Source organism: Metabacillus sp. KUDC1714 (genome assembly GCF_014217835.1).
In the GTDB taxonomy this organism is placed as follows: Bacteria; Bacillota; Bacilli; order Bacillales; family Bacillaceae; genus Metabacillus; species Metabacillus rhizosphaerae.
The window spans coordinates 4,073,452-4,092,614 of record NZ_CP055263.1 but is presented as its reverse complement, the minus strand read 5'-3'; the positions used below and the strand labels follow the sequence as shown (position 1 = coordinate 4,092,614).

Below are 19,163 nucleotides of genomic sequence, written 5' to 3'. Positions count from 1 at the left end.
ATGTTACATAAATATGTAAAATAGGAAAACAAATACACGCCAATTTCAATAACAAATATCATCTTTTTGCCCCATACATATAGTACCTGCTTTTTACTACATAATAAAAAGCCGACCTATTTTAGATCGACTTTTTGATGGTTATTCTATTTTACTTAAATGACTAAAAGGGAAAAAAATAAATTCCGATTTCCCCAAAATTCGATCTGACTCAATCAAACCAAGACCATTGCGGCTATCCATGCTATTAAGGCGATTATCACCCATGACAAAATAACTTCCTTCTGGGACTACTATCTCCTCAAAATCATTTGTTAGAAGCATTCCCATTTGTTCTGCATCCTCTTCGTTACTCTCTAAATAAGGCTCTTCAATCTTTTTTCCATTAACATATACACTACCATTCTCTGCACTAACTTTATCTCCAGGTAATCCGATAATTCTTTTAACATAACGAATATTTTCTTCTTTCCCATCAATAATAACAATATCCCCTTTTTCAATTTCTCCGATAAATTGTAGGGTCTTATTTACAAAAAGACGATCTCCATCCTTTAATGTTGGATCCATTGAAGATCCTTCTACGAGATATGGTTCAAATAAAAAGAAACGAATAATCATTGCAAGACCTACTGCAAGAATGATTGCTTTTGTCCATTCCCAGATCTTTGATTTTGACGTTTCTGTTTCAGTTTGCGACATGATGTGGCCTCCTATTTTATTGCTCTTTTTCCATTATACCTATTAATACTAATTATTTGCTAAAAAATAAAAAAATCCTTTATCTTTTTGCAATTAACCTTCAAAAGGGAATGAATAGTAGGAAATATAACTTATGAAAGCAGGAATAAAAATAATAGAGTATATTTTCAACGTACTGAGTGGTCTACATATTATCGGGGATTGTCGCTCTTTTCGTATTTTTTAGTTCCTAGATTATTGGTTTTTACTAACGATTTTCCTAACACCATAGATTATTAGTCTCAGCATTTATTATGGTAGAAAATTTAATAAACCTAAAACTCAAAGTTTGTATAATATAATGAGAAATAATCTCTCTAAGGTCTCACTTCATAAAAATAAGGATAACTCAAAATTGCCAGAACCAACGAAAAATAAACTTTTATATAATATCTTTATTTTTCACTAGAGACTAAAAAATGGTTTTTGAAGGGTCTGATTTTTGAGTTATCCTTTCTTCTTATTCTATTATTTCAAGTGTAACATCTATATTTCCTCTTGTTGCTTTTGAATAAGGACAGAAATCGTGTGCCTTATGGACTAGCTCTTCCAACTTTTCCTTTTCAATACCTGTCCCTTTCACTTGCAAAGAAACAGCCAATTTATACCCTTGATCTCCTTCATCTTTCAACAAACTAACATTAGCAGTAACTTCTGATTCAAATTGTACTTTGGCTTTTTTCGCCATAAGTTGTAATGCCCCATCAAAACATGCAGAATAGCCAGCTGCAAAAAGTTGTTCAGGATTAGTTGCTTCTGGTAATTCTTTTGCTCTAGGAGTTCCAGGCATTGCTATATCTAAATTAATGTTCCCATCAGAAGACTTTACACTTCCTTCTCTACCTCCAACTGCTGATACTGTTGCTGTAAATAGTGGTTTTGTCATGATATCAACCCTTTCTTCATATTTTGCTTTCATTCAATTTAGGTACACACGTCAATAAGATTTAATTCTTCATTCTATTAAACTTTACCCTTTTCCACAGTTTCTAATCCATTAAATATTTTCACATAAAAAAAGCTGACTATAACGAAGCGTTATGCTTTGTCATTAGTCAGCTTTGAAAAGTTACGATTCAGTTATTCACTAACAGTTTTTTTTAGTAATCCTAGCATGATTGCAGTGATTACAGCACCAATTACAATTGCTAATAAGTAAAGAAGTGGATTTCCTTCTACTAATGGAATTACGAATGCCCCACCGTGTGGTGCACGTAAACCATTTCCAAAGAACATTGCTAATGCACCAGCAACAGCTGAGCCTGTCACAACTGAAGGAATAACACGAGCTGGATCACTTGCTGCAAATGGAATAGCACCTTCTGTGATAAATGATGCCCCCATAATATAGCATGTAATACCTGCTTCACGCTCACGTTTTGTAAATTTACTACGGAATAATGTTGTTGCAAGAGCAATTCCTAATGGAGGTACCATCCCCCCTGCCATAACAGCAGCGTGTGGTGCAAAATTCCCCGAATCAATCATCGCAATACCAAATGTAAAGGCAGCTTTGTTAATAGGACCGCCCATATCAATTGCCATCATACCACCAAGTAACAAACCAAGAAGAACTAAATTACCTGTACCTAAACCACCTAAAAATTCACTAATTAGTCCGTTTAATGCACTTACAGGTTTATTTACAACAAAGAACATAATCATTCCAACACTAAAAATACTTAATACTGGATATAAAAGGACTGGCTTTATACCTTCCAATGATGCTGGCATACCAGATAATAGTTTCTTTAGAAGAACTACAATATAACCTGCTAAAAATCCTGCAATCAAACCACCTAAGAACCCTGCTCCACCTTGCGCTGCCATAAACCCACCGACCATACCTGGCGCTAGACCTGGGCGATCAGCAATACTTAAAGCAATAAAACCCGCTAATACTGGAATCATAAGTCCAAAAGCATTACCACCACCAATTGTGCTTAAAGCCTCAGCAAATGCATTATATGTTTCGTGATTTGGATCTGATGCATGTATACCAAACATAAATGAGATCGCAATTAATATCCCACCACCTACAACAAAGGGTAGCATATTTGAAACACCATTCATTAAATGTTTATAAAACCCTGTTCTTCCTCCATTTTGATCTTCTTTTCTTCCCTCACCACTACCTTGATAAATAGTGGCATCTTGTTTTAGCGCACGTTCTATTAATTCTTTCGGTTTTCTAATTCCCTCTGCAACTGGAACAATAATGACATGTTTGCCTTTAAATCGTTCCATTTCTACTTGCTTGTCCGCTGCAACAATGATCGCTGTGGCTTCTTCAATTTCAGCAGCAGTTAAGACATTTTTCGCCCCGCCTGAACCATTAGTTTCAACCTTAATAGAAACATTCATTTCTTTTGCTTTTTCTTTTAACGAATCTGCTGCCATATAGGTATGAGCAATTCCTGTTGGACATGCAGTTACCGCTAAGATATTGCCCGCTATTGAGCCTTTTACTTCTTCAGCTTCATCCTGTACATCATATTGATCTATAACTGCTAAAACTTCATCTGCCGAATTTGCAGTTAATAGTTTTTCTCTTACTTCCTGTTTCATCAAAATAGATGAAAGTTTAGATAAAGCTTCCAAATGTGTATTATTAGCACCTTCTGATGCTGCTATCATAAAAAACAAATAACTTGGTTGACCATCAAGTGCTTCATAATCAACACCTGCTTTTGATCGTCCGAAGACAATTGCTGGATGCTTTACTGCATTCGTCTTGGCATGTGGAATTGCAATTCCATCACCAATCCCAGTGGTACTTTGCTGTTCACGATCTAAGACTGCACGCTCGTAAGCTGCTTTGTCTGAAAGCTTACCAGCTCTATCTAATACATCAACTAACTCTGAAACAGCATTCCCTTTTGATGTTGCCAGAAGTTCTAGCTTAATGGTTTCTTTTGTTAATAGCTCTGTAATCCTCATCTTTCTTCCCCCTTTACCTCATTAACTTCAATATAAGGTAATAACTCTTCTATCTTTTGTTTTGTACAAAGCTCCATTGAAAATGCAGTTGCACTTCCCGCTGCTACTCCAATTTTGAACGCTTCTTCTATAGAATAATCTTTTGAAATAGCACTAATGAATCCGCCAACAACCGAATCTCCTGCGCCAACTGAATTTAATACCTTACCTTTAGGTACATTTGCTACATAGCTATTATTTTCTGTGATAAGCAATGCACCCTTTTCAGCAAGCGAAACAATCACATGCTTTACACCTTGTTTTACTAGTTTCTTTCCATAAACAAGAGCTTCTTCTACAGATTGAATTTCTGTATTGAACAGTTCTCCAAGCTCATGGTGATTAGGTTTAATAAGATACGGCTTTTCAGAAATAACCTCTTTAAGAGCATCACCGGAAACATCAGCCACAACTTTAATCTCTTTTTCTTTGCAGACTGCAATTATCTCTTTATAAATGGATGAAGGTAATGTTCCAGGAATACTTCCAGCCAACACGACAATGTCTTCCCTCGTCATCTTTTGAAAAATTTCAAAGAATTCAGTTAGTTGGTCCTCAGAAATATTCGGACCTAAACCATTGATCTCACTTTCCACTTCAGTCTTTAATTTAATATTAATTCGTGTATCACCAGAAACCTTTACGAAATTACTGGGAATTTTTTCAAGATTTAAAAAATCCTCAACAAACTTACCTGTAAAGCCTCCGATAAAACCTAATGCGTTTGACTCGACTGCTAATCGTTTCATTACGCGTGATACATTAATCCCTTTCCCACCAGGAAACTTTGTATCTGCAACTGTTCGGTTCAAAGAACCTAGTTCGAATTGTTCAACTTCTACGATGTAATCAACTGATGGGTTTAATGTCACGGTATAAATCATTCTTTCACGACCTTTATTGCTGTATTTTTTCCATATTGATGTAGTACGTCTTCATCCACATAACCTGTTATAATTTTCGCTTCAGATAGATGTGCTATTTTTGAAAAAGCAATCTCTCCAAATTTTGTATGATCAGCTAATACATATTTTTCACGTGATAAGCGAAGAGCTGTCAATTTCAATGCTGCTTCCTCTGGATCTGGGGTTGTATAACCTAATTCATGATGAATTCCATTTACACCCAAAAAACATTTATCAAAGCGGTATTGTTCTAATGATGTTAATGCACCACGACCAATCATGGCACCTGTTATTGGTTTTAAGAAACCGCCAATTAAGTAGGTTTTTAATCCTTTTTTCATAAGTGGTTCAATAATTGTAAGCCCATTTGTTACAACGACAAGTTCCTTTTCAGTTGGAAGATATTCAACCATTTGTAAAGTAGTTGTCCCTGCATCCAAGAAAATGCAATCACCTTCTTCAATGGATGAAGCGGCTTCTTTTGCAATTAATTTCTTTTGATGAAGGTTTTTGGCTGATTTCTCAATAATATTTGGTTCACTAAGCTTACCTTGCAGCAGTGCTGCTCCACCATGAATTCTTTTTAAATATTTTTCTTCCTCTAATTGAGTTAAATCACGTCTAATCGTTGATTCAGAAGAGTTTGTCAGATCGACAAGTTCCTGAATTTTCACTGATTGTTTATCTTTTAATACATCCAAAATAATTCGATGACGTTCAGGAGTTAACAATACTTATCACCTCCTACCGATTGTAAGCGAATACAAGTTGCCTTACACACTTATTATACTGTCGATTTTAGTCAAAATCAATCACAAAATTTCAAAATCTATCAAAATCCAGTCATATATAACTATTTTTCTTTTAATTCCTACTTTTTAGCTTGTTAATAACTTCTATTTTTTATAGAAGCAAAAATATTGTTCAATTTTCCTTATCAAAAATATCCTGTATATAAAAAATCTCCTCTCAGATTCAACTACTTAAAAATTAGTTGATCCAAAAGGAGATTTCCTTTCCATCTTTATTCATATCTTAAGGATTCAATCGGACTCAAGCGAGCAGCTTTATTTGCAGGAAGCAAGCCAAACACAACACCGATTAGCATGGAGAATAATAATCCCCCAACAACAACTTGCCATGAAATAAGCGGTGGCCAACCTGCAAATATTGAAACGATATTTGCAGCAACAGCACCAAGAATAATACCAAATACTCCACCTATTAATGTTAAAGTAACGGATTCAATAAGAAATTGAGTTAAAATTTGTCTCTTTGTTGCCCCTAATGCTTTTCTTATGCCAATCTCCCTTGTTCGTTCTGTAACAGATACAAGCATGATGTTCATGACACCAATACCACCAACAACCAGGGAAATTCCAGCTATTGAACCGATAATTAATGTCATAATCGTTGTAATTTGGCTAATTCCTGCTGCCATTTCTTCCATATTAAATACCTTATAGGACTCATCAGTATTATGTGAGGCATTTAAAAGTTGAGTTGCTTTTTCTCCGGCTTCCTTCATAACATCTGCATTAATTGCTTGAAGAGTGATTTGATTATAATCATTTTTACCGAAGGATGCACGAAACGTATTCCAAGGTATATATACTTCCATTGCTCCAAAGGCGAATAAACCTGTTGGCTTATCTAACACGCCAACTATTTCAATTGGCTGGCCTTTGATCCAAATAACTTCTCCTACTGGATTTTTTTCGGCAAACATTTCTTTCTTCAATTCATCACTAATAACCCCTACACGTGTACCACCTATAAAATCAGCTTCCATAAGATTTCTACCTGACTTTATCCTTAATTCATTCACTTCTATATAAGCTTGGTTAACACCATATAAACTTGTTTCTAATGTTTCCTCACGGTAACGTGTAGGGAAAAATTCAGTTGATGAAGCCACAACTTTTTTCACTTCAGGTATACTGCTTAATGAATTGACATCCTCCTGAGAAAAAACAGCGTTCATATAAGCATTTGGGTTTGACATTATTTCCTCTTCACTAGGTTCATAGTAAACCTCAATTGTGTTGCCAGGCCCTGTAATCGATGTTTTTAATAATTGCTCTCCACCCTGACCAATGGCTACAACCAATATGACTGATGCCACTCCAATAATAATCCCTAACATCGTCAGGATCGATCTCAATTTATGAGCTAACACAGAGCTAAGGGCCATCTTCATATTTTCTAGTAAACTCATATCTTATCTCCCCCGCTCTTCATCGGAGAGAATGCTTCCATCCCTAACCGTTATAATTCGCTTGGCATAATCAGCTACCTCTTGCTCATGTGTAACAAGAATAACTGTTGTGCCTTCCTTATTTAACTCTGTAAATTGCTCCATAATGGAAATACTTGTTTTACTATCTAGTGCACCTGTTGGCTCGTCAGCTAAAATAATTTTGGGTTCATTTACGATTGATCTTGCTATGGCAACACGTTGTTTTTGTCCTCCTGATAGCTCATTAGGTAAATGATTTATTCTATCAGATAAACCAACCTTATCAAGTGCATGTTTTGCTCTTTCTTCACGTTCCTTCCTTCCTAAGCCTGCATAGATCATTGGAAGCTCCACATTTTTCAATGCTGTTAAACGAGGTAATAACTGAAATTGCTGAAAGACAAACCCAATTGATAGATTTCGAACTTTTGCTAATTCCTCATCCTTGTAGGTAGAAATGTCTTCGTTACTAAGTAAATATGTACCGGATGTAGGATTATCTAGACAACCAATCACGTTCATTAAGGTTGATTTCCCCGATCCTGAAGGCCCCATTATTGCCACAAACTCTCCATTATGGATTGTTAGGTTTATATCTTTTAATACAACTAATGTTTCAACACCAACTTTGTAGCTTTTCGTGATAGTAGTAAGCTCGATCATTTTACACTCACTTCCATATCATTTTGAAGCTGATCCGGAGGATTGATAATAACCTCTTCTCCTTTTTCTAGACCTGATTTTAGCTCCATAAATTCTTCACTTGTCACTCCCATTTTCACTTCTTTACGGATAGCTTTTCCATCTTTGACAACAAACACATAATACTCTTCACCATCCTGCTTCACAGCTTCTAAAGGAATTGCTTGTACATGACGTTTTTCTGTTTCAATTTCCATAATCAGCTTAAATCCAGGCTTTGCTTCAATATCCTTAGCTTCAATAGATACTTCAATTGGATATTGGACAGCTGCATCCTCAGTTCCCATTCCATTTTCAGTCTGTTCAGGCAATAGACTTACTTTTGTAACTGTACCCTTCCATTCTTTATCAGGAATGACGTCAGATCTGAGTATAACTGGTTGTTTTTCGTCAGTTTTTAATGAATCGTATTCTGAAATAAACCCTTTTACAACATATTCATCTGTTTTTCCAATGTGTAAAATTGGCGTTTGTGTTATACCCTTAACAGCATTCTCATCTATCGATAGCACAGTTCCAGCCATTTCACTTTTTACCTCTAACAGGTTTAACTTCTTTTCAAGCGTTTCTTTTTGAAGAAGAACCTGCCTTGCTTCAATATCAGCAACTTTTAAATCAATTTCTAATTGATCTCGTTCAGCATCAATCTGTTTTTTTGCTTCTTTCTTGCCGACCTGTTTTTCCAAGTCGTCCTCTTTATCATCTAAGTCATCAATTTGTTCTTTTATTTGATTTATTCGTAAATATGATGATTCAATTGAAAGCGCATTTTGCTCTTTTTCTAATTGCAGTTGCTCATTTTCATATCGTAACAGAGGGGTTCCTTCTTCTACCTTATCCCCTGCTTTTACAAGAATCTCTGACACTTCACCATTTTCAGGATCTAAGTATACAAAGTCTTCCTGACTTAAAGAAAGAGTTCCGGGAACCATAACATTCCCGGTTATTTCACGTTCCTCAACACTCACTGTTTCAACTGCGAGATTTTCTTTATTCAAGGCTTTAATAACATTTACTCCAACTAATACAAGAATTAATAGAATGACACCTATTGAGATCCAGACTTTTTTCTTCATTATAATTGTGTCATTCCTTCAAATGCTCCACCGACTGCAGCAAAGATGAGCCCTAGAATAAAGAAGACAATTGTAATGATCGTTGCAGCTGGTTTAGATAGCTTTCCTACTATAACAAGACCCATTGTTAAAAGAATATAATACCAAATTGTAAAAACTTCAATTGTACTAAGAACTGCCCCTAAGATTCCATCTGCTCCTACAAAGCTGTTTACACTTGTCAGCATAATTGTTGGATCGCCATCAATTACCAAGATAATCAGTTGATTAAGTATCTGACCAATTATCGAAATAAACCCAATGAAAATCGAGAAAGAGAGCATTTGCTTAAATGTAGCATCCGACTTTGCGATCTTAGCAATCGCCCAAAAAATTAAAGCAAAAAACAGATAAGTTATAGGTGTAACGAAAAATCCAACTACTGCTGCCCCAGCAATTCCGAAGATTTTAGCCATTTCCAGTTCTTCTGGGGACATTTCCATTCCAGGTACTGCTGTATAATCAACATTTAATGCAGTGATTGCTGTTACAATTGTCATTAGTACTGTAAAAAGAATTAAAGGAACCCAAATAACCGGCTTCTCTCTTATTCTCTCAAATTGTACACCTGGACTAAAAATCATACCGAATATTGACGGCTTTTTCTTTTGAATAGTTTCTTGTTCCATAGTAATCAACCTCCATATTATGTATTCATTTACTTATACGTAAAAGAATGGAAATAGTTTCGTAAATTATTATTTTTAAATAAAAAAAGACATTATCCTCTCGGGTAACATCCTTAGGTAAACCTTTAAAATAAAATTTTTGCTAAATAAACAACAACAGTTACTGTAATACTACTAAATAACGTTGACAATAAAACAGACTGTGCAGCATATTCTGGATGGTTTTTATATTCAAGCGCAAAAAGTGCACTGTTTCTTGAGCTTGGAAAGGAACTTGCAATGAATAGTGCTTGTGCTGTCGTACCTTCTAAATTTAATACGATGATAATGATAAATGCGATGATTGGAGAGAAGACTAATCGGCCAATTAGACTTAAAATTAGCTGTAACGAAAATTTTGTTATTTTCAAGAAAGCACTTTGAGCCCCAAGTGTGATAAGGGCAATAGCAAGGAATGCATTCGAAATATCGTCAATTGGGCGCCATATAAAAAAGGGGATTTTGATGGTTAATGCATTAAAAATCATTCCCAAGAGCAAAGCATAAATAATTGGATTTTTGAAAAATTCCTTCATTGCCCCTAGTCCTTTTGTATTTACAGAAACTGAGGTCATAAGGCCGTATGTATACGTTATGAAGTTTTGGAAGATCGTCACAACTACTTGAATAGATGTACCGAGAGGATTTTCCTGAAACACAAGCTGGCTAACTGGTAAACCGAAGTTTCCCGAATTATTAAGCACAACACTATTTTTAAATGTTGCTGAAAGACTCCGATCAAACTTGAAAACTTTTGCAAGCAGGGCACTTAATAGCATTAATATCAGGTTTTGAATCGTTAAAAAGCCAATAATTCGAACAAGAATTTCACCCTTCAAACTAGTTTCATAGATGTTCACAAAACTCAAAGTAGGCAAGAGTAAAAAAGTATTTAATTTTGATAATGTATGCATATCAAAGGAAAATTTCCGATGTAAAAAAGCACCTAGTCCTATTAATATAAACACAGGTAAAATAACATTTAATATGATTAAATATAAAGTATCCACCTGAATACACCTCCTTGATGTATTTGTAAAAACACAGAAAAAGACCGATTAAATATCAGCCTTCTTCTACATCATTCTATTTAAGCCTCTTCATTAATCACAACGTTACGACCTTTCATTTTTAAAATAATCGGTATTGTCATCCATAAAAGGGCAATAAGTATAAAGATAAGTGATATTGGTTTTTCTATAAAAATCATAAAATCACCATTAGATGTTGTTAACGCTCTTCTCATATTATTTTCAATCATTGGACCTAAAACTAATCCTAATACAAGAGGTGCTACAGGATAGTCATTCTTCGTTAAGAAATAACCGATAACACCACATCCTATTAATAATAATAAATCAAAAACAGTAAATTGGACAGCGTAAACACCAAATATAGAGATTGCGATAATGATTGGTAATAAATATTTTGTCGGCGTCTCGATAATTTTTGCGAAAATTTTCACAAGAGGTAAGTTTAAAATAAGTAGCATGACATTTCCGATAAACATACTTGCAATCAATCCCCATGCAACTTGAGGATGATCTGTAAAAAATAATGGACCTGGTTGAATATTATACATGATAAGTGCACCCATCAAGATCGCAGTTGTCCCAGAACCCGGAATCCCTAACGTTAACAATGGGATCATCGCTCCTCCAGAAGCTCCATTGTTTGCTGCCTCAGGTGCTGCAACACCTTCAATAGCCCCTTGTCCAAATTTACTTGGATTTTTACTAATTTTCTTTTCCATAATATATGAAAAGAAAGAGGCTAGTGTTGCACCTGCACCAGGTAGAATCCCAATAAAAAATCCTAATAAAGATCCCCTAACGATAGGTCCAGAGCTATCTTTCATATCCTGTTTTGTAGGTAAGATCCGCTCGACCCTTGCTATTGTGCCATCAGTCTTTTCATTTTCAAGGATAGTTTTAAATACTTCTCCAAGGGCAAAAAGTCCGACTGCCACTGTTAAAAACTCAATACCCGAATATAATACAGGAATTTCATAAGTAAACCGTGCAACACCAGAAACATTATCCATACCGATTGTCGCAATTAATAGTCCAACAACTGTCATAATTAACGCTTTTGTTCTAGATTTTCCTGCAAGTCCACTAACCGCGCATAGTCCTAAAATCATTAATGAAAAATACTCTGCTGGACCAAATGACAACGCAACGCTAGATAGTGGTTCTGCTAATAATGTTAGGCCTATTAGTGCAACGATTCCTGCAAAAAATGAACCAATTGCTGAAATAGATAACGCTGCACCTGCTCTCCCTTGTTTCGCCATTTGGTAGCCGTCTAATGCAGTTACAACAGATGAAGATTCCCCTGGTGTATTTAATAAAATAGATGTTGTAGAGCCACCGTACATCGCTCCATAGTACACACCAGCTAATAATATTATCGAGCTTGCTGCTGCAGATTCAGGATCAAGGCCTGAAGTAAGTGTTGCTGTAACAGGAATTAATAAAGCTACTCCACTCATAGGACCTATACCAGGTAGAACGCCAACCGCCGTACCAATCAATACCCCAACAAATGCAAATAATAAATTATGCCATTGTAATGCCTCTGCAAACCCATGTGTAAGAAATTGAAATGTATCCAATTATGCCACCTCCTCGTTAAAACCAAATTGGGAATCCTGGTAAAGGCCCTTCTAAAACCTCTACAAATAAATAATAGACACCACCTGAAAAACATGCTGATAGAATGATAGATTTTATAAGATTTTTTCTGTCCATTACTTGAAAACTAATTAATAAGAAGAGAAAAGTTGTGAGAATAAATCCTAAACTTTCAATAAACAACGCATATGCTACCGCCGAAGTTAAAATAATGAGGAGCCGTTTATAATCTAATGTTTCCTTTCCCTTATCCTGATCGACATATTGAAAAGTCTCATAAAACAACCTTAGACTTAGTAATATTAAAGCAGCTCCCAAAATTGTTGGAAAAATATCTGAACCAACATTACTTCCATAAGCGCTTTCAGAAATCTCCCTACTTTCAAAGATAAAAAAAACGCCAATGATCATATAGATCAAACTAGAATAACGATCAAATGTTTTATTCATCACACATCACCTCCAATGAAAAGTACAGGGAGGAGATTCTCCCCTTTTTACAAGTTATTATTTCTCCATACCTAATGCTGTTAATAATTCTTGTACTACTACATTTTGATCGTCTAAAAATGATTTAAAATCAGTTGCATTTTTATAATCGCTTTCCCAGCCGTTTGTCTCTAATTCTTCTTTCCAAGCTTCACTTTCGGATAAATCTTTCAATGTTTTTTCCCAATAAACTAATTCATCTTCATTCATTTCTTTAGGTCCAAAAATGCCTCTCCAAATCGTAAAATCGGCATCTATTCCTGCTTGTTTAAATGTAGGTACTTCTGCTAATTCTCCAGTTAATCGTTCTGTAGAACTAACTGCTAATACTCTTACTTTTCCTGATTTAACATATTCACCAATTGTTGATGCGTCTGTAGCAATTAAGTCTGCATTACCACCAAGTAGTGCTGCAATTGCTTCTCCACCACCGTCATATGAAACATATTTCACTGATTTTGGATCAATTCCATATTTAAAAGCTGGTAATACGGCTACTAAATGATCCATTGAACCTGGTGCAGACCCACCAGCAACTGTTACTTTAGTTGGATCAGCTTTTATTGCCTCTAATGCAGACGGTAAATCGGCAAAAGGTGAGTCTTTTTTTACAACGATCGCCCCATAATCCCTCGTTAATTGAGCAAGTGGAGTTGTATCCTCATATCCATAAGGACTGTTTCCTTCTTTTTTCTCATGATTTATTAAAATAGGAGGTGAGCTGACCATTAGTTTATATGGGTTATTTTTTTCTTGTGTTGCAAATTCAGCCATATAAACAGCTCCGCCACCACCAGGTTTGTTTTCCACAGTCATTGTTTCACTAACTAGTTTCGTTTCACTTAAGATCTTTGCTAAGGAACGAGCCGTTAAATCCCAGCCCCCACCTGCACCAGAAGGAGCTACGACTGTAATTGGTTTTTTAGGATAATCTGAAGCGTTACCATCTCCACCACTTGCCTCCTGCTTTCCACCACATGCTGCCAACATAAATGTTAATAATCCTACTACGATCCACATCGATATTCTCTTCATTTTTATGCCCCCTTAATTCATTGCAATAGAAAAGACAGCGTTTGTAAGCGCTGTCTTAAAGTTAACAGAATTTTTATTTTTATAAAATCTTAACATCATAAGTTCAATTAAACCTAAATAGATCTTTTTGTTCATAAAATTCACAACAAGAATTTTTTCATAAACGTCATAAATGTTTTGTACGAAAATATCGTCTTTCTGGCCTTCCTACATTTCCATATACTAAATCTGCATATATTTTTTTTTGTGAGATTAAATACTCTAAATAACGCCTTGCTGTCGAACGACTAACACCTGATTCTTTACTAAGCATTTCTGAAGTAATCCCTTCTTCTTTAACTTGTGGAAGGTAATGGAGGATTTTATTTAATGTTAATGGATCAATGCCCTTTGGTGCCTCTTCTTCTACTACAAATGAATTTTCTTGTTGAGAATTGCGCCAAAGACTTGTAATTTCATCTTGAGATAAATTTTCATTAAAATTCAATTTCTCTAGCTTTTTTTGATAGTTTTCTAGACTGTTCTTAAACCTATCAAAGGTTACTGGCTTTACAATATAGTCAGATACTCCACTTCTAAGTGAGTGACCAACGATGTCTACTTCAGAAGCTGCAGTAATCATGATAATATCAATTTCAGGATTCGATTGACGAATGCTCTTAATTAATTCAGTTCCCTTCATATCAGGTAAATATACATCTAATAGCACAAGTTGTGGTTGAATTATTTCTAATAGTTCAATGGCCTGCTCTCCAGTTGTTGCGATCGCAATAACTTCAAACCCTGCAACCTTTTTCGTGAATCGACTATTTATTTCTGCTATTCTAGTATCATCTTCTATGATCATGACTTCAATATTCATTAAACATTACTCCTTCCTTTGGAATGGCCACAATGAATAAAGCACCACCAAATTCCCCTTTTTCAACCGCTATACTGCCATGCATCTCACCAACTAATTCAGTTACTCGAGATAATCCTAGCCCTCTATTTCCCCCCTCCTTCGTTGAGAATCCTTTTCGAAAAATGTGGGACATCTGATGGTCCTCAATTCCTGGTCCTGCATCCTCAATTTCAAATAAAAGATCGTTACCGATATCAGTTATAAATAACCTTACTTTTTTATCATGATTTTTAAGCTTCTCCATCGCTTCAAAAGCGTTCATCATTACATTACCTAAAATCGATACAAGGTAACTATTATCTATATGTTTTGGCAACTTTTCGATACTACTTTCTCTATCAAATTCAAAGGTTATCTTTAATTCCTTAGCACGATTATAAAAACCTAAAATGATTCCACCTAGCCAAGGATCTTTGATTTTCTTCATTAAAAATTGAACAAAATCTTTCTGATTTTCAGTTTCTTTGTGTATTAGTTCCAGCGCTTCATCATTTGATCCCAATTGAATTAATCCCGAAATCGTGTAAAGGAGATTATTAAACTCGTGTGTTTGTGCCCGCAATGCTTCAGTATAGCGTTTAACCTGTGAAAGTTCTTCTGTTAATTGGTCAATATCCGATTTTAACCGAAAGCTAGAGACAACACCAATAACTTCGTTTCCCGACTTGACAGGCAATCGGTTTGCGATAATTTGCTTGTTATTTAATTCCATTTGTCGATCAAATTGTTCTTCACCGGTTTCAAGTACTTCTACTAACGAAGTATTTGGAATAATATCTAAAACAGCTTCCCCTACAACTTGTTTTTCACTATCTAATGAGAGGATTTCATATGCAGCTTGGTTTATGATTACAATTTTCCCCTGATTATTGATCACCATAATTCCTTCTCTAACAGACTCGATAACTGCGTTTCTTTGCTTTAATAACATTGAAATCTCATCAGGTTCAAGCCCAAACATGATTCTTTTAATGCTATTAGCAAGTATGATCGATCCAATAGTACCAATAATTAAAACAATAATTGCAATCCAAATAACTGGTTTAGCATAGTCTATTATTAAATCATGTACATCTTCTATTAGAAATCCAACAGAGACGACACCTAAAATCTCTCCATTTCCCCCAATAACAGGTACTTTCCCTCTTAAAGAAGGCCCTAATGAACCTGTCGCTTTTGAAACATAGGATTTTCCATCCTTTAATGCTCTTTCGTTATCTCCACCTACCATCTTCTTTCCAATTCTTTCAGACAATGGATGTGAATAGCGAATTCCTTTTTTATTTCCTACAACAATATACTCAGCATCTATCTGAATCCTAATGTTTTCAACGATGGGCTGAATAACAACTGACGGATCGTTCATATAAAATGCATGTTGTATTTCAGGCATTGAAGCAATTGTTGTTGCCACATGTAATGCCCTTTTACTTAATTGTTTTTCAACAGTAGTAGATAGAGTATGATAATATAGCAAACTGCATAGCACAACAATAAATATGATAAGACTCACTGCAAAAATAATGATCCGTTCTTGAAGCTTGACTCTTTGGAATTTTTTCATTGCATCTCCTTAAAATCAAAATAAGTAATCGCTTACAAAATCAGTTCGGAATTATTACTATTTTATAATAATAATCCGTTATTGTCTTTGACTTTCTGATTAATATAGTCATTCGTGCTTATTAAAAAACTCTTAAGCAATGTCTATCTCCAACTACTACTAAATAGATTTAAAATCTACAATTTAGTAATAATGGTTATCTAAGACACTAGACACTTAAGAGTTATCCATAAAGCTTTATTAACTTGTTATGAATTCCTTACTATTCTCATCTTTTAATAAATCCTTCCGCGCTACTCCGGTTTCATATGCAGCTTTTACAACTGCCTCCCGGACCTTTTCAACAACTTTTTGATTAAATACACTTGGTACAATGTACGTTTCACTTAATTCATCATTTGAAACAACATCTGCAATTGCTTTGGCGGTAGCTATCTTCATCTCTTCATTAATCTCAGAAGCACGGCAGTCTAGTGCACCACGGAAAATTCCTGGAAAGCAGAGGACATTATTAATCTGATTAGGGTAATCCGATCTTCCTGTCGCCATTACCCTTACATACGGTTCTGCTAGATCGGGATTTATTTCAGGGTCTGGATTTGCTAATGCAAAGACAATAGGATCAGCTGCCATCATTTTTAAATGACTCACATTTAGGATTCCTGGTGCTGATACACCAATAAATACATCTGCTCCTATCAGACAATCAGATAAAGATCCACTTATATTATCAGGATTGGTGATGTTTGCAAATGTTGTCCAATTAGGATTATCATATGTTTCATTCCGGTGAATTGCGCCTGCACGATCCACACCTATAATATTCCGTACACCAGCTGCTACTAACATTTTTGCACATGCTGTACCAGCAGCACCTACTCCATTTAAGACAACCTTAATCGATTCAATTTTCTTACCTGTAAGTTTTAAGGCATTATAAAGTCCTGCTAGTAAAACAACCGCAGTCCCATGTTGATCATCGTGAAAAACAGGGATATCTAACTCTTGTTTCAATCTTTCCTCAATTTCAAAACATCTTGGTGAAGAAATATCCTCTAAATTTATTCCACCAAAAGCAGGTGCAATAGCTTCCGTAATCCGGATGATTTCCTCAGGATCCTTCGTATCTAAGCAGATAGGAAAGGCATCAACACCAGCCATTTGTTTAAACAGCATCGCCTTCCCTTCCATGACAGGCATAGCAGCAAGCGGACCGATATCACCAAGGCCTAATACAGCGGTTCCATCTGAAATAACAGCAACAGTATTTCTTTTAATCGTTAATGAATGAGCTTTTACTGGCTCATCAGCTATGGCATGACAAACCTGTGCTACACCTGGAGTATAAACACGTGATAAATCATCTCGATTTTTTATCGGATTTTTCGGTGTGATTTCAATTTTCCCACCAATATGTAATAGAAACGTCCGATCTGAAACTGAAATGACTTTTGCTCCTTCAAGGACACTAATCGAATCCATCACTAATTGACCATGCTGCTGATTTTTAACTGTAATAGTAATATCTCGAATGGTTTGTGTTTTACCTGTCGAGATCACATCTATCCCAATAATATCACCGCCAGTTTCTCCAATAACCTTTGCAATATCACTAAACGATACTAGATTTTTTTGAATATGTAGCCTAATGATAATATTCATGCTAGCTTTGCTTAATTGAGACATTCGTTACCTCCAAAAGCTTTTATAAGATAATTGGGGATATTAGAACTACTAATCTATTTTTTGTACGTAGCGAAAGACCAAAAGCAATAGCTACTTATTGGGTGCGCTAAAAATAAATTAGGTATTTAAATTGGAAGCGTTTTAATATCCTGTCAACTATTCTATTACAGCTTTCATCTCTTGTAACTGTTTACAAAATTTATTGCTTTAAAACCTTTATGTGTATTAAATTCTTTTTGTTCATGTTGATTAATAAGTTTGATAGAAGTCTCTCTTTATACCGTATTAACTGTTTTTTGAACATCGTCATGCATACCAAATATTCGTCTCAAGAAAATCGGGACGATAAACAAGATAAAAAAAACACGAAACAACTGATAAGCAGCAACCATTGATACATCTGCTTGAACAGTATGAGCTGTAACACCCATTTCTGGTAAGCCCCCTGGTGCTATACACAAAAAGGCTGTTGTCATTGTAATTGGGTACAAAATATGTAACCCATACGCTAAAACAAGAGCAAACCCCACTATCAATATTCCAGTAATAAATGAAAGCGGGAGGAGTTTTCTCCAATTACCTAACATATTCACTTTTATCCCTAAGCCTAAATAAACACCAAGGCATAGTTGTGCTATTACTGTAAAAATCGATGGTAGATGTGGCGTTTCAAATCCACTTATTGATAAAATTGCAGAGGTGAGCAGTGGCCCAATAATCCATGGTGTTGGACATTTAATGCGAAGCGCTATACTTGTAACGAGCAAAACAATTAAAATGATCAAAGTAAACTCAATGAAGTTCCCATTTTCCATTTGCGCGTTCATATCAATCGAAGATACTTTTTTTCCAGTACTTTCACTTGATAAAGCATGAATCGATAGAGTTGGTACGATGAAAATAACCGTTAACATTCTAATTGTTTGCATGAACGTAACAATTGTTGGCTCCGCTCCTTTAATATCTTCACTTAAGACAACCATTTGTGATAATCCACCGGGTGTCGTCCCCATCACAGCACTTGGATGATTGATACCAGTTATCCGAGAAACAAAATAAGATAAGACTACCCCAAATCCTACCATAAGAATCGTAATAATAGCCATTGAAGGTAATTGATGTACAATCTGTCTAGCACTCTCAATCGTAAATGATAGCCCCATGCTATAACCTAATAACATCTGCCCTCCATTTCTGAAACTAACTGGCCAAAATAAATCGCGATTTGATAAAAGCTTCCAACTGAATACAACTGTTAAAGGTCCTAACATCCATGCCAAAGGGAGGTGTAGGAGCGTAAATAAAACACCACCCATTATGCCAATTAATAATGTTTCATAGAATTGAAATTGAATTTGTTTTCTTCTTGTTGTCAACTTTGTTATTGATGAAAAAGTCATGCTGTACCCCCTTTTTACTTACATGATATCTTTTAATAAAGTCAATAAGAGGCTGACTCATCTGTCAAATACTCATTACCATCACTAAATATACGATGGT

Annotated in this window: 17 protein-coding genes; all 17 read right to left on the bottom strand. The window is 35.3% G+C overall.

Features of this window, described 5'->3' with window-relative positions:
* Positions 1 to 141: 141 nt before the first annotated feature.
* The 17 genes from lepB to HUW50_RS18705 all read right to left on the bottom strand — a co-directional run bounded on the left by lepB (position 142) and on the right by HUW50_RS18705 (position 19,063).
* Positions 142 to 702: a signal peptidase I gene (gene lepB, locus HUW50_RS18785; protein WP_066330643.1), complete on the bottom strand. Its 561-nt coding sequence runs from the start codon at positions 700 to 702 to the stop codon at positions 142 to 144.
* A 499-nt stretch (positions 703 to 1,201) separates the two neighbouring features.
* A complete protein-coding gene (locus HUW50_RS18780) occupies positions 1,202 to 1,627 on the bottom strand; it encodes an organic hydroperoxide resistance protein (RefSeq protein ID WP_066330648.1) in 426 nt (141 codons plus the stop codon).
* 194 nt (positions 1,628 to 1,821) lie between these two features.
* Positions 1,822 to 3,681: a PTS fructose transporter subunit IIABC gene (locus HUW50_RS18775; RefSeq protein WP_185653113.1), complete on the bottom strand. Its 1,860-nt coding sequence runs from the start codon at positions 3,679 to 3,681 to the stop codon at positions 1,822 to 1,824.
* Entirely contained in the window at positions 3,678 to 4,604 is a 927-nt protein-coding gene (gene pfkB / locus HUW50_RS18770) for a 1-phosphofructokinase (protein ID WP_066330657.1), read from the bottom strand. Before pfkB ends, HUW50_RS18775 begins: the two co-directional genes overlap by 4 nt.
* Positions 4,601 to 5,356 carry a DeoR/GlpR family DNA-binding transcription regulator gene (locus HUW50_RS18765; protein ID WP_066330658.1) on the bottom strand — a complete coding sequence of 252 codons (756 nt, stop codon included), beginning with the start codon at positions 5,354 to 5,356 and terminating at the stop codon, positions 4,601 to 4,603. The genes pfkB and HUW50_RS18765 overlap by 4 nt, the downstream gene beginning before the upstream one ends.
* 293 nt (positions 5,357 to 5,649) lie before the next feature.
* Positions 5,650 to 6,843, bottom strand: coding sequence for an ABC transporter permease (locus tag HUW50_RS18760; protein ID WP_066330659.1), 1,194 nt, complete (start codon positions 6,841 to 6,843; stop codon positions 5,650 to 5,652).
* Positions 6,844 to 6,846: 3 nt separating this feature from the next.
* Positions 6,847 to 7,527: an ABC transporter ATP-binding protein gene (locus HUW50_RS18755; RefSeq protein ID WP_185653112.1), complete on the bottom strand. Its 681-nt coding sequence runs from the start codon at positions 7,525 to 7,527 to the stop codon at positions 6,847 to 6,849.
* Entirely contained in the window at positions 7,524 to 8,642 is a 1,119-nt protein-coding gene (locus HUW50_RS18750; RefSeq protein WP_066330661.1) for an efflux RND transporter periplasmic adaptor subunit, read from the bottom strand. Before HUW50_RS18750 ends, HUW50_RS18755 begins: the two co-directional genes overlap by 4 nt.
* A complete protein-coding gene (locus tag HUW50_RS18745) occupies positions 8,642 to 9,310 on the bottom strand; it encodes a YknW family membrane protein (protein WP_066330662.1) in 669 nt (222 codons plus the stop codon). Before HUW50_RS18745 ends, HUW50_RS18750 begins: the two co-directional genes overlap by 1 nt.
* 125 nt (positions 9,311 to 9,435) lie before the next feature.
* The gene (locus HUW50_RS18740; protein WP_066330663.1) at positions 9,436 to 10,359 is read right to left on the bottom strand and encodes an AEC family transporter; all 924 of its coding nucleotides are present in this window, start codon (positions 10,357 to 10,359) and stop codon (positions 9,436 to 9,438) included.
* A gap of 80 nt (positions 10,360 to 10,439) precedes the next feature.
* The gene (locus tag HUW50_RS18735; protein WP_066330664.1) at positions 10,440 to 11,966 is read right to left on the bottom strand and encodes a tripartite tricarboxylate transporter permease; all 1,527 of its coding nucleotides are present in this window, start codon (positions 11,964 to 11,966) and stop codon (positions 10,440 to 10,442) included.
* A 16-nt stretch (positions 11,967 to 11,982) separates the two neighbouring features.
* Positions 11,983 to 12,435, bottom strand: coding sequence for a tripartite tricarboxylate transporter TctB family protein (locus tag HUW50_RS18730; RefSeq protein ID WP_185653111.1), 453 nt, complete (start codon positions 12,433 to 12,435; stop codon positions 11,983 to 11,985).
* 57 nt (positions 12,436 to 12,492) lie between these two features.
* Positions 12,493 to 13,509: a tripartite tricarboxylate transporter substrate binding protein gene (locus HUW50_RS18725; RefSeq protein WP_066330671.1), complete on the bottom strand. Its 1,017-nt coding sequence runs from the start codon at positions 13,507 to 13,509 to the stop codon at positions 12,493 to 12,495.
* Between the two features lie 166 nt (positions 13,510 to 13,675).
* The gene (locus tag HUW50_RS18720; protein WP_066330673.1) at positions 13,676 to 14,371 is read right to left on the bottom strand and encodes a response regulator; all 696 of its coding nucleotides are present in this window, start codon (positions 14,369 to 14,371) and stop codon (positions 13,676 to 13,678) included.
* Complete coding sequence (locus HUW50_RS18715) at positions 14,361 to 15,977, bottom strand: ATP-binding protein (protein WP_066330675.1); 1,617 nt, start codon at positions 15,975 to 15,977, stop codon at positions 14,361 to 14,363. Before HUW50_RS18715 ends, HUW50_RS18720 begins: the two co-directional genes overlap by 11 nt.
* 240 nt (positions 15,978 to 16,217) lie before the next feature.
* On the bottom strand, positions 16,218 to 17,663 hold the full coding sequence (locus HUW50_RS18710; protein ID WP_185653110.1) for an NAD-dependent malic enzyme: 1,446 nt from the start codon (positions 17,661 to 17,663) through the stop codon (positions 16,218 to 16,220).
* 275 nt (positions 17,664 to 17,938) lie between these two features.
* On the bottom strand, positions 17,939 to 19,063 hold the full coding sequence (locus tag HUW50_RS18705; protein ID WP_083964576.1) for an AbrB family transcriptional regulator: 1,125 nt from the start codon (positions 19,061 to 19,063) through the stop codon (positions 17,939 to 17,941).
* Positions 19,064 to 19,163: the final 100 nt, after the last annotated feature.

Bases quoted from the DNA above. Each gene is read 5' to 3' on its own strand.
- HUW50_RS18775 (WP_185653113.1), bottom strand. From the start codon at position 3,681: ATGAGGATTACAGAGCTATTAACAAAAGAAACCATTAAGCTAGAACTT.
- HUW50_RS18745 (WP_066330662.1), bottom strand. From the start codon at position 9,310: ATGGAACAAGAAACTATTCAAAAGAAAAAGCCGTCAATATTCGGTATG.
- HUW50_RS18760 (WP_066330659.1), bottom strand. From the start codon at position 6,843: ATGAGTTTACTAGAAAATATGAAGATGGCCCTTAGCTCTGTGTTAGCT.
- HUW50_RS18710 (WP_185653110.1), bottom strand. From the start codon at position 17,663: ATGTCTCAATTAAGCAAAGCTAGCATGAATATTATCATTAGGCTACAT.
- HUW50_RS18705 (WP_083964576.1), bottom strand. From the start codon at position 19,063: ATGACTTTTTCATCAATAACAAAGTTGACAACAAGAAGAAAACAAATT.
- lepB (WP_066330643.1), bottom strand. From the start codon at position 702: ATGTCGCAAACTGAAACAGAAACGTCAAAATCAAAGATCTGGGAATGG.
- HUW50_RS18750 (WP_066330661.1), bottom strand. From the start codon at position 8,642: ATGAAGAAAAAAGTCTGGATCTCAATAGGTGTCATTCTATTAATTCTT.
- HUW50_RS18780 (WP_066330648.1), bottom strand. From the start codon at position 1,627: ATGACAAAACCACTATTTACAGCAACAGTATCAGCAGTTGGAGGTAGA.
- HUW50_RS18715 (WP_066330675.1), bottom strand. From the start codon at position 15,977: ATGAAAAAATTCCAAAGAGTCAAGCTTCAAGAACGGATCATTATTTTT.
- HUW50_RS18730 (WP_185653111.1), bottom strand. From the start codon at position 12,435: ATGAATAAAACATTTGATCGTTATTCTAGTTTGATCTATATGATCATT.
- HUW50_RS18755 (WP_185653112.1), bottom strand. From the start codon at position 7,527: ATGATCGAGCTTACTACTATCACGAAAAGCTACAAAGTTGGTGTTGAA.
- pfkB (WP_066330657.1), bottom strand. From the start codon at position 4,604: ATGATTTATACCGTGACATTAAACCCATCAGTTGATTACATCGTAGAA.
- HUW50_RS18725 (WP_066330671.1), bottom strand. From the start codon at position 13,509: ATGAAGAGAATATCGATGTGGATCGTAGTAGGATTATTAACATTTATG.
- HUW50_RS18720 (WP_066330673.1), bottom strand. From the start codon at position 14,371: ATGAATATTGAAGTCATGATCATAGAAGATGATACTAGAATAGCAGAA.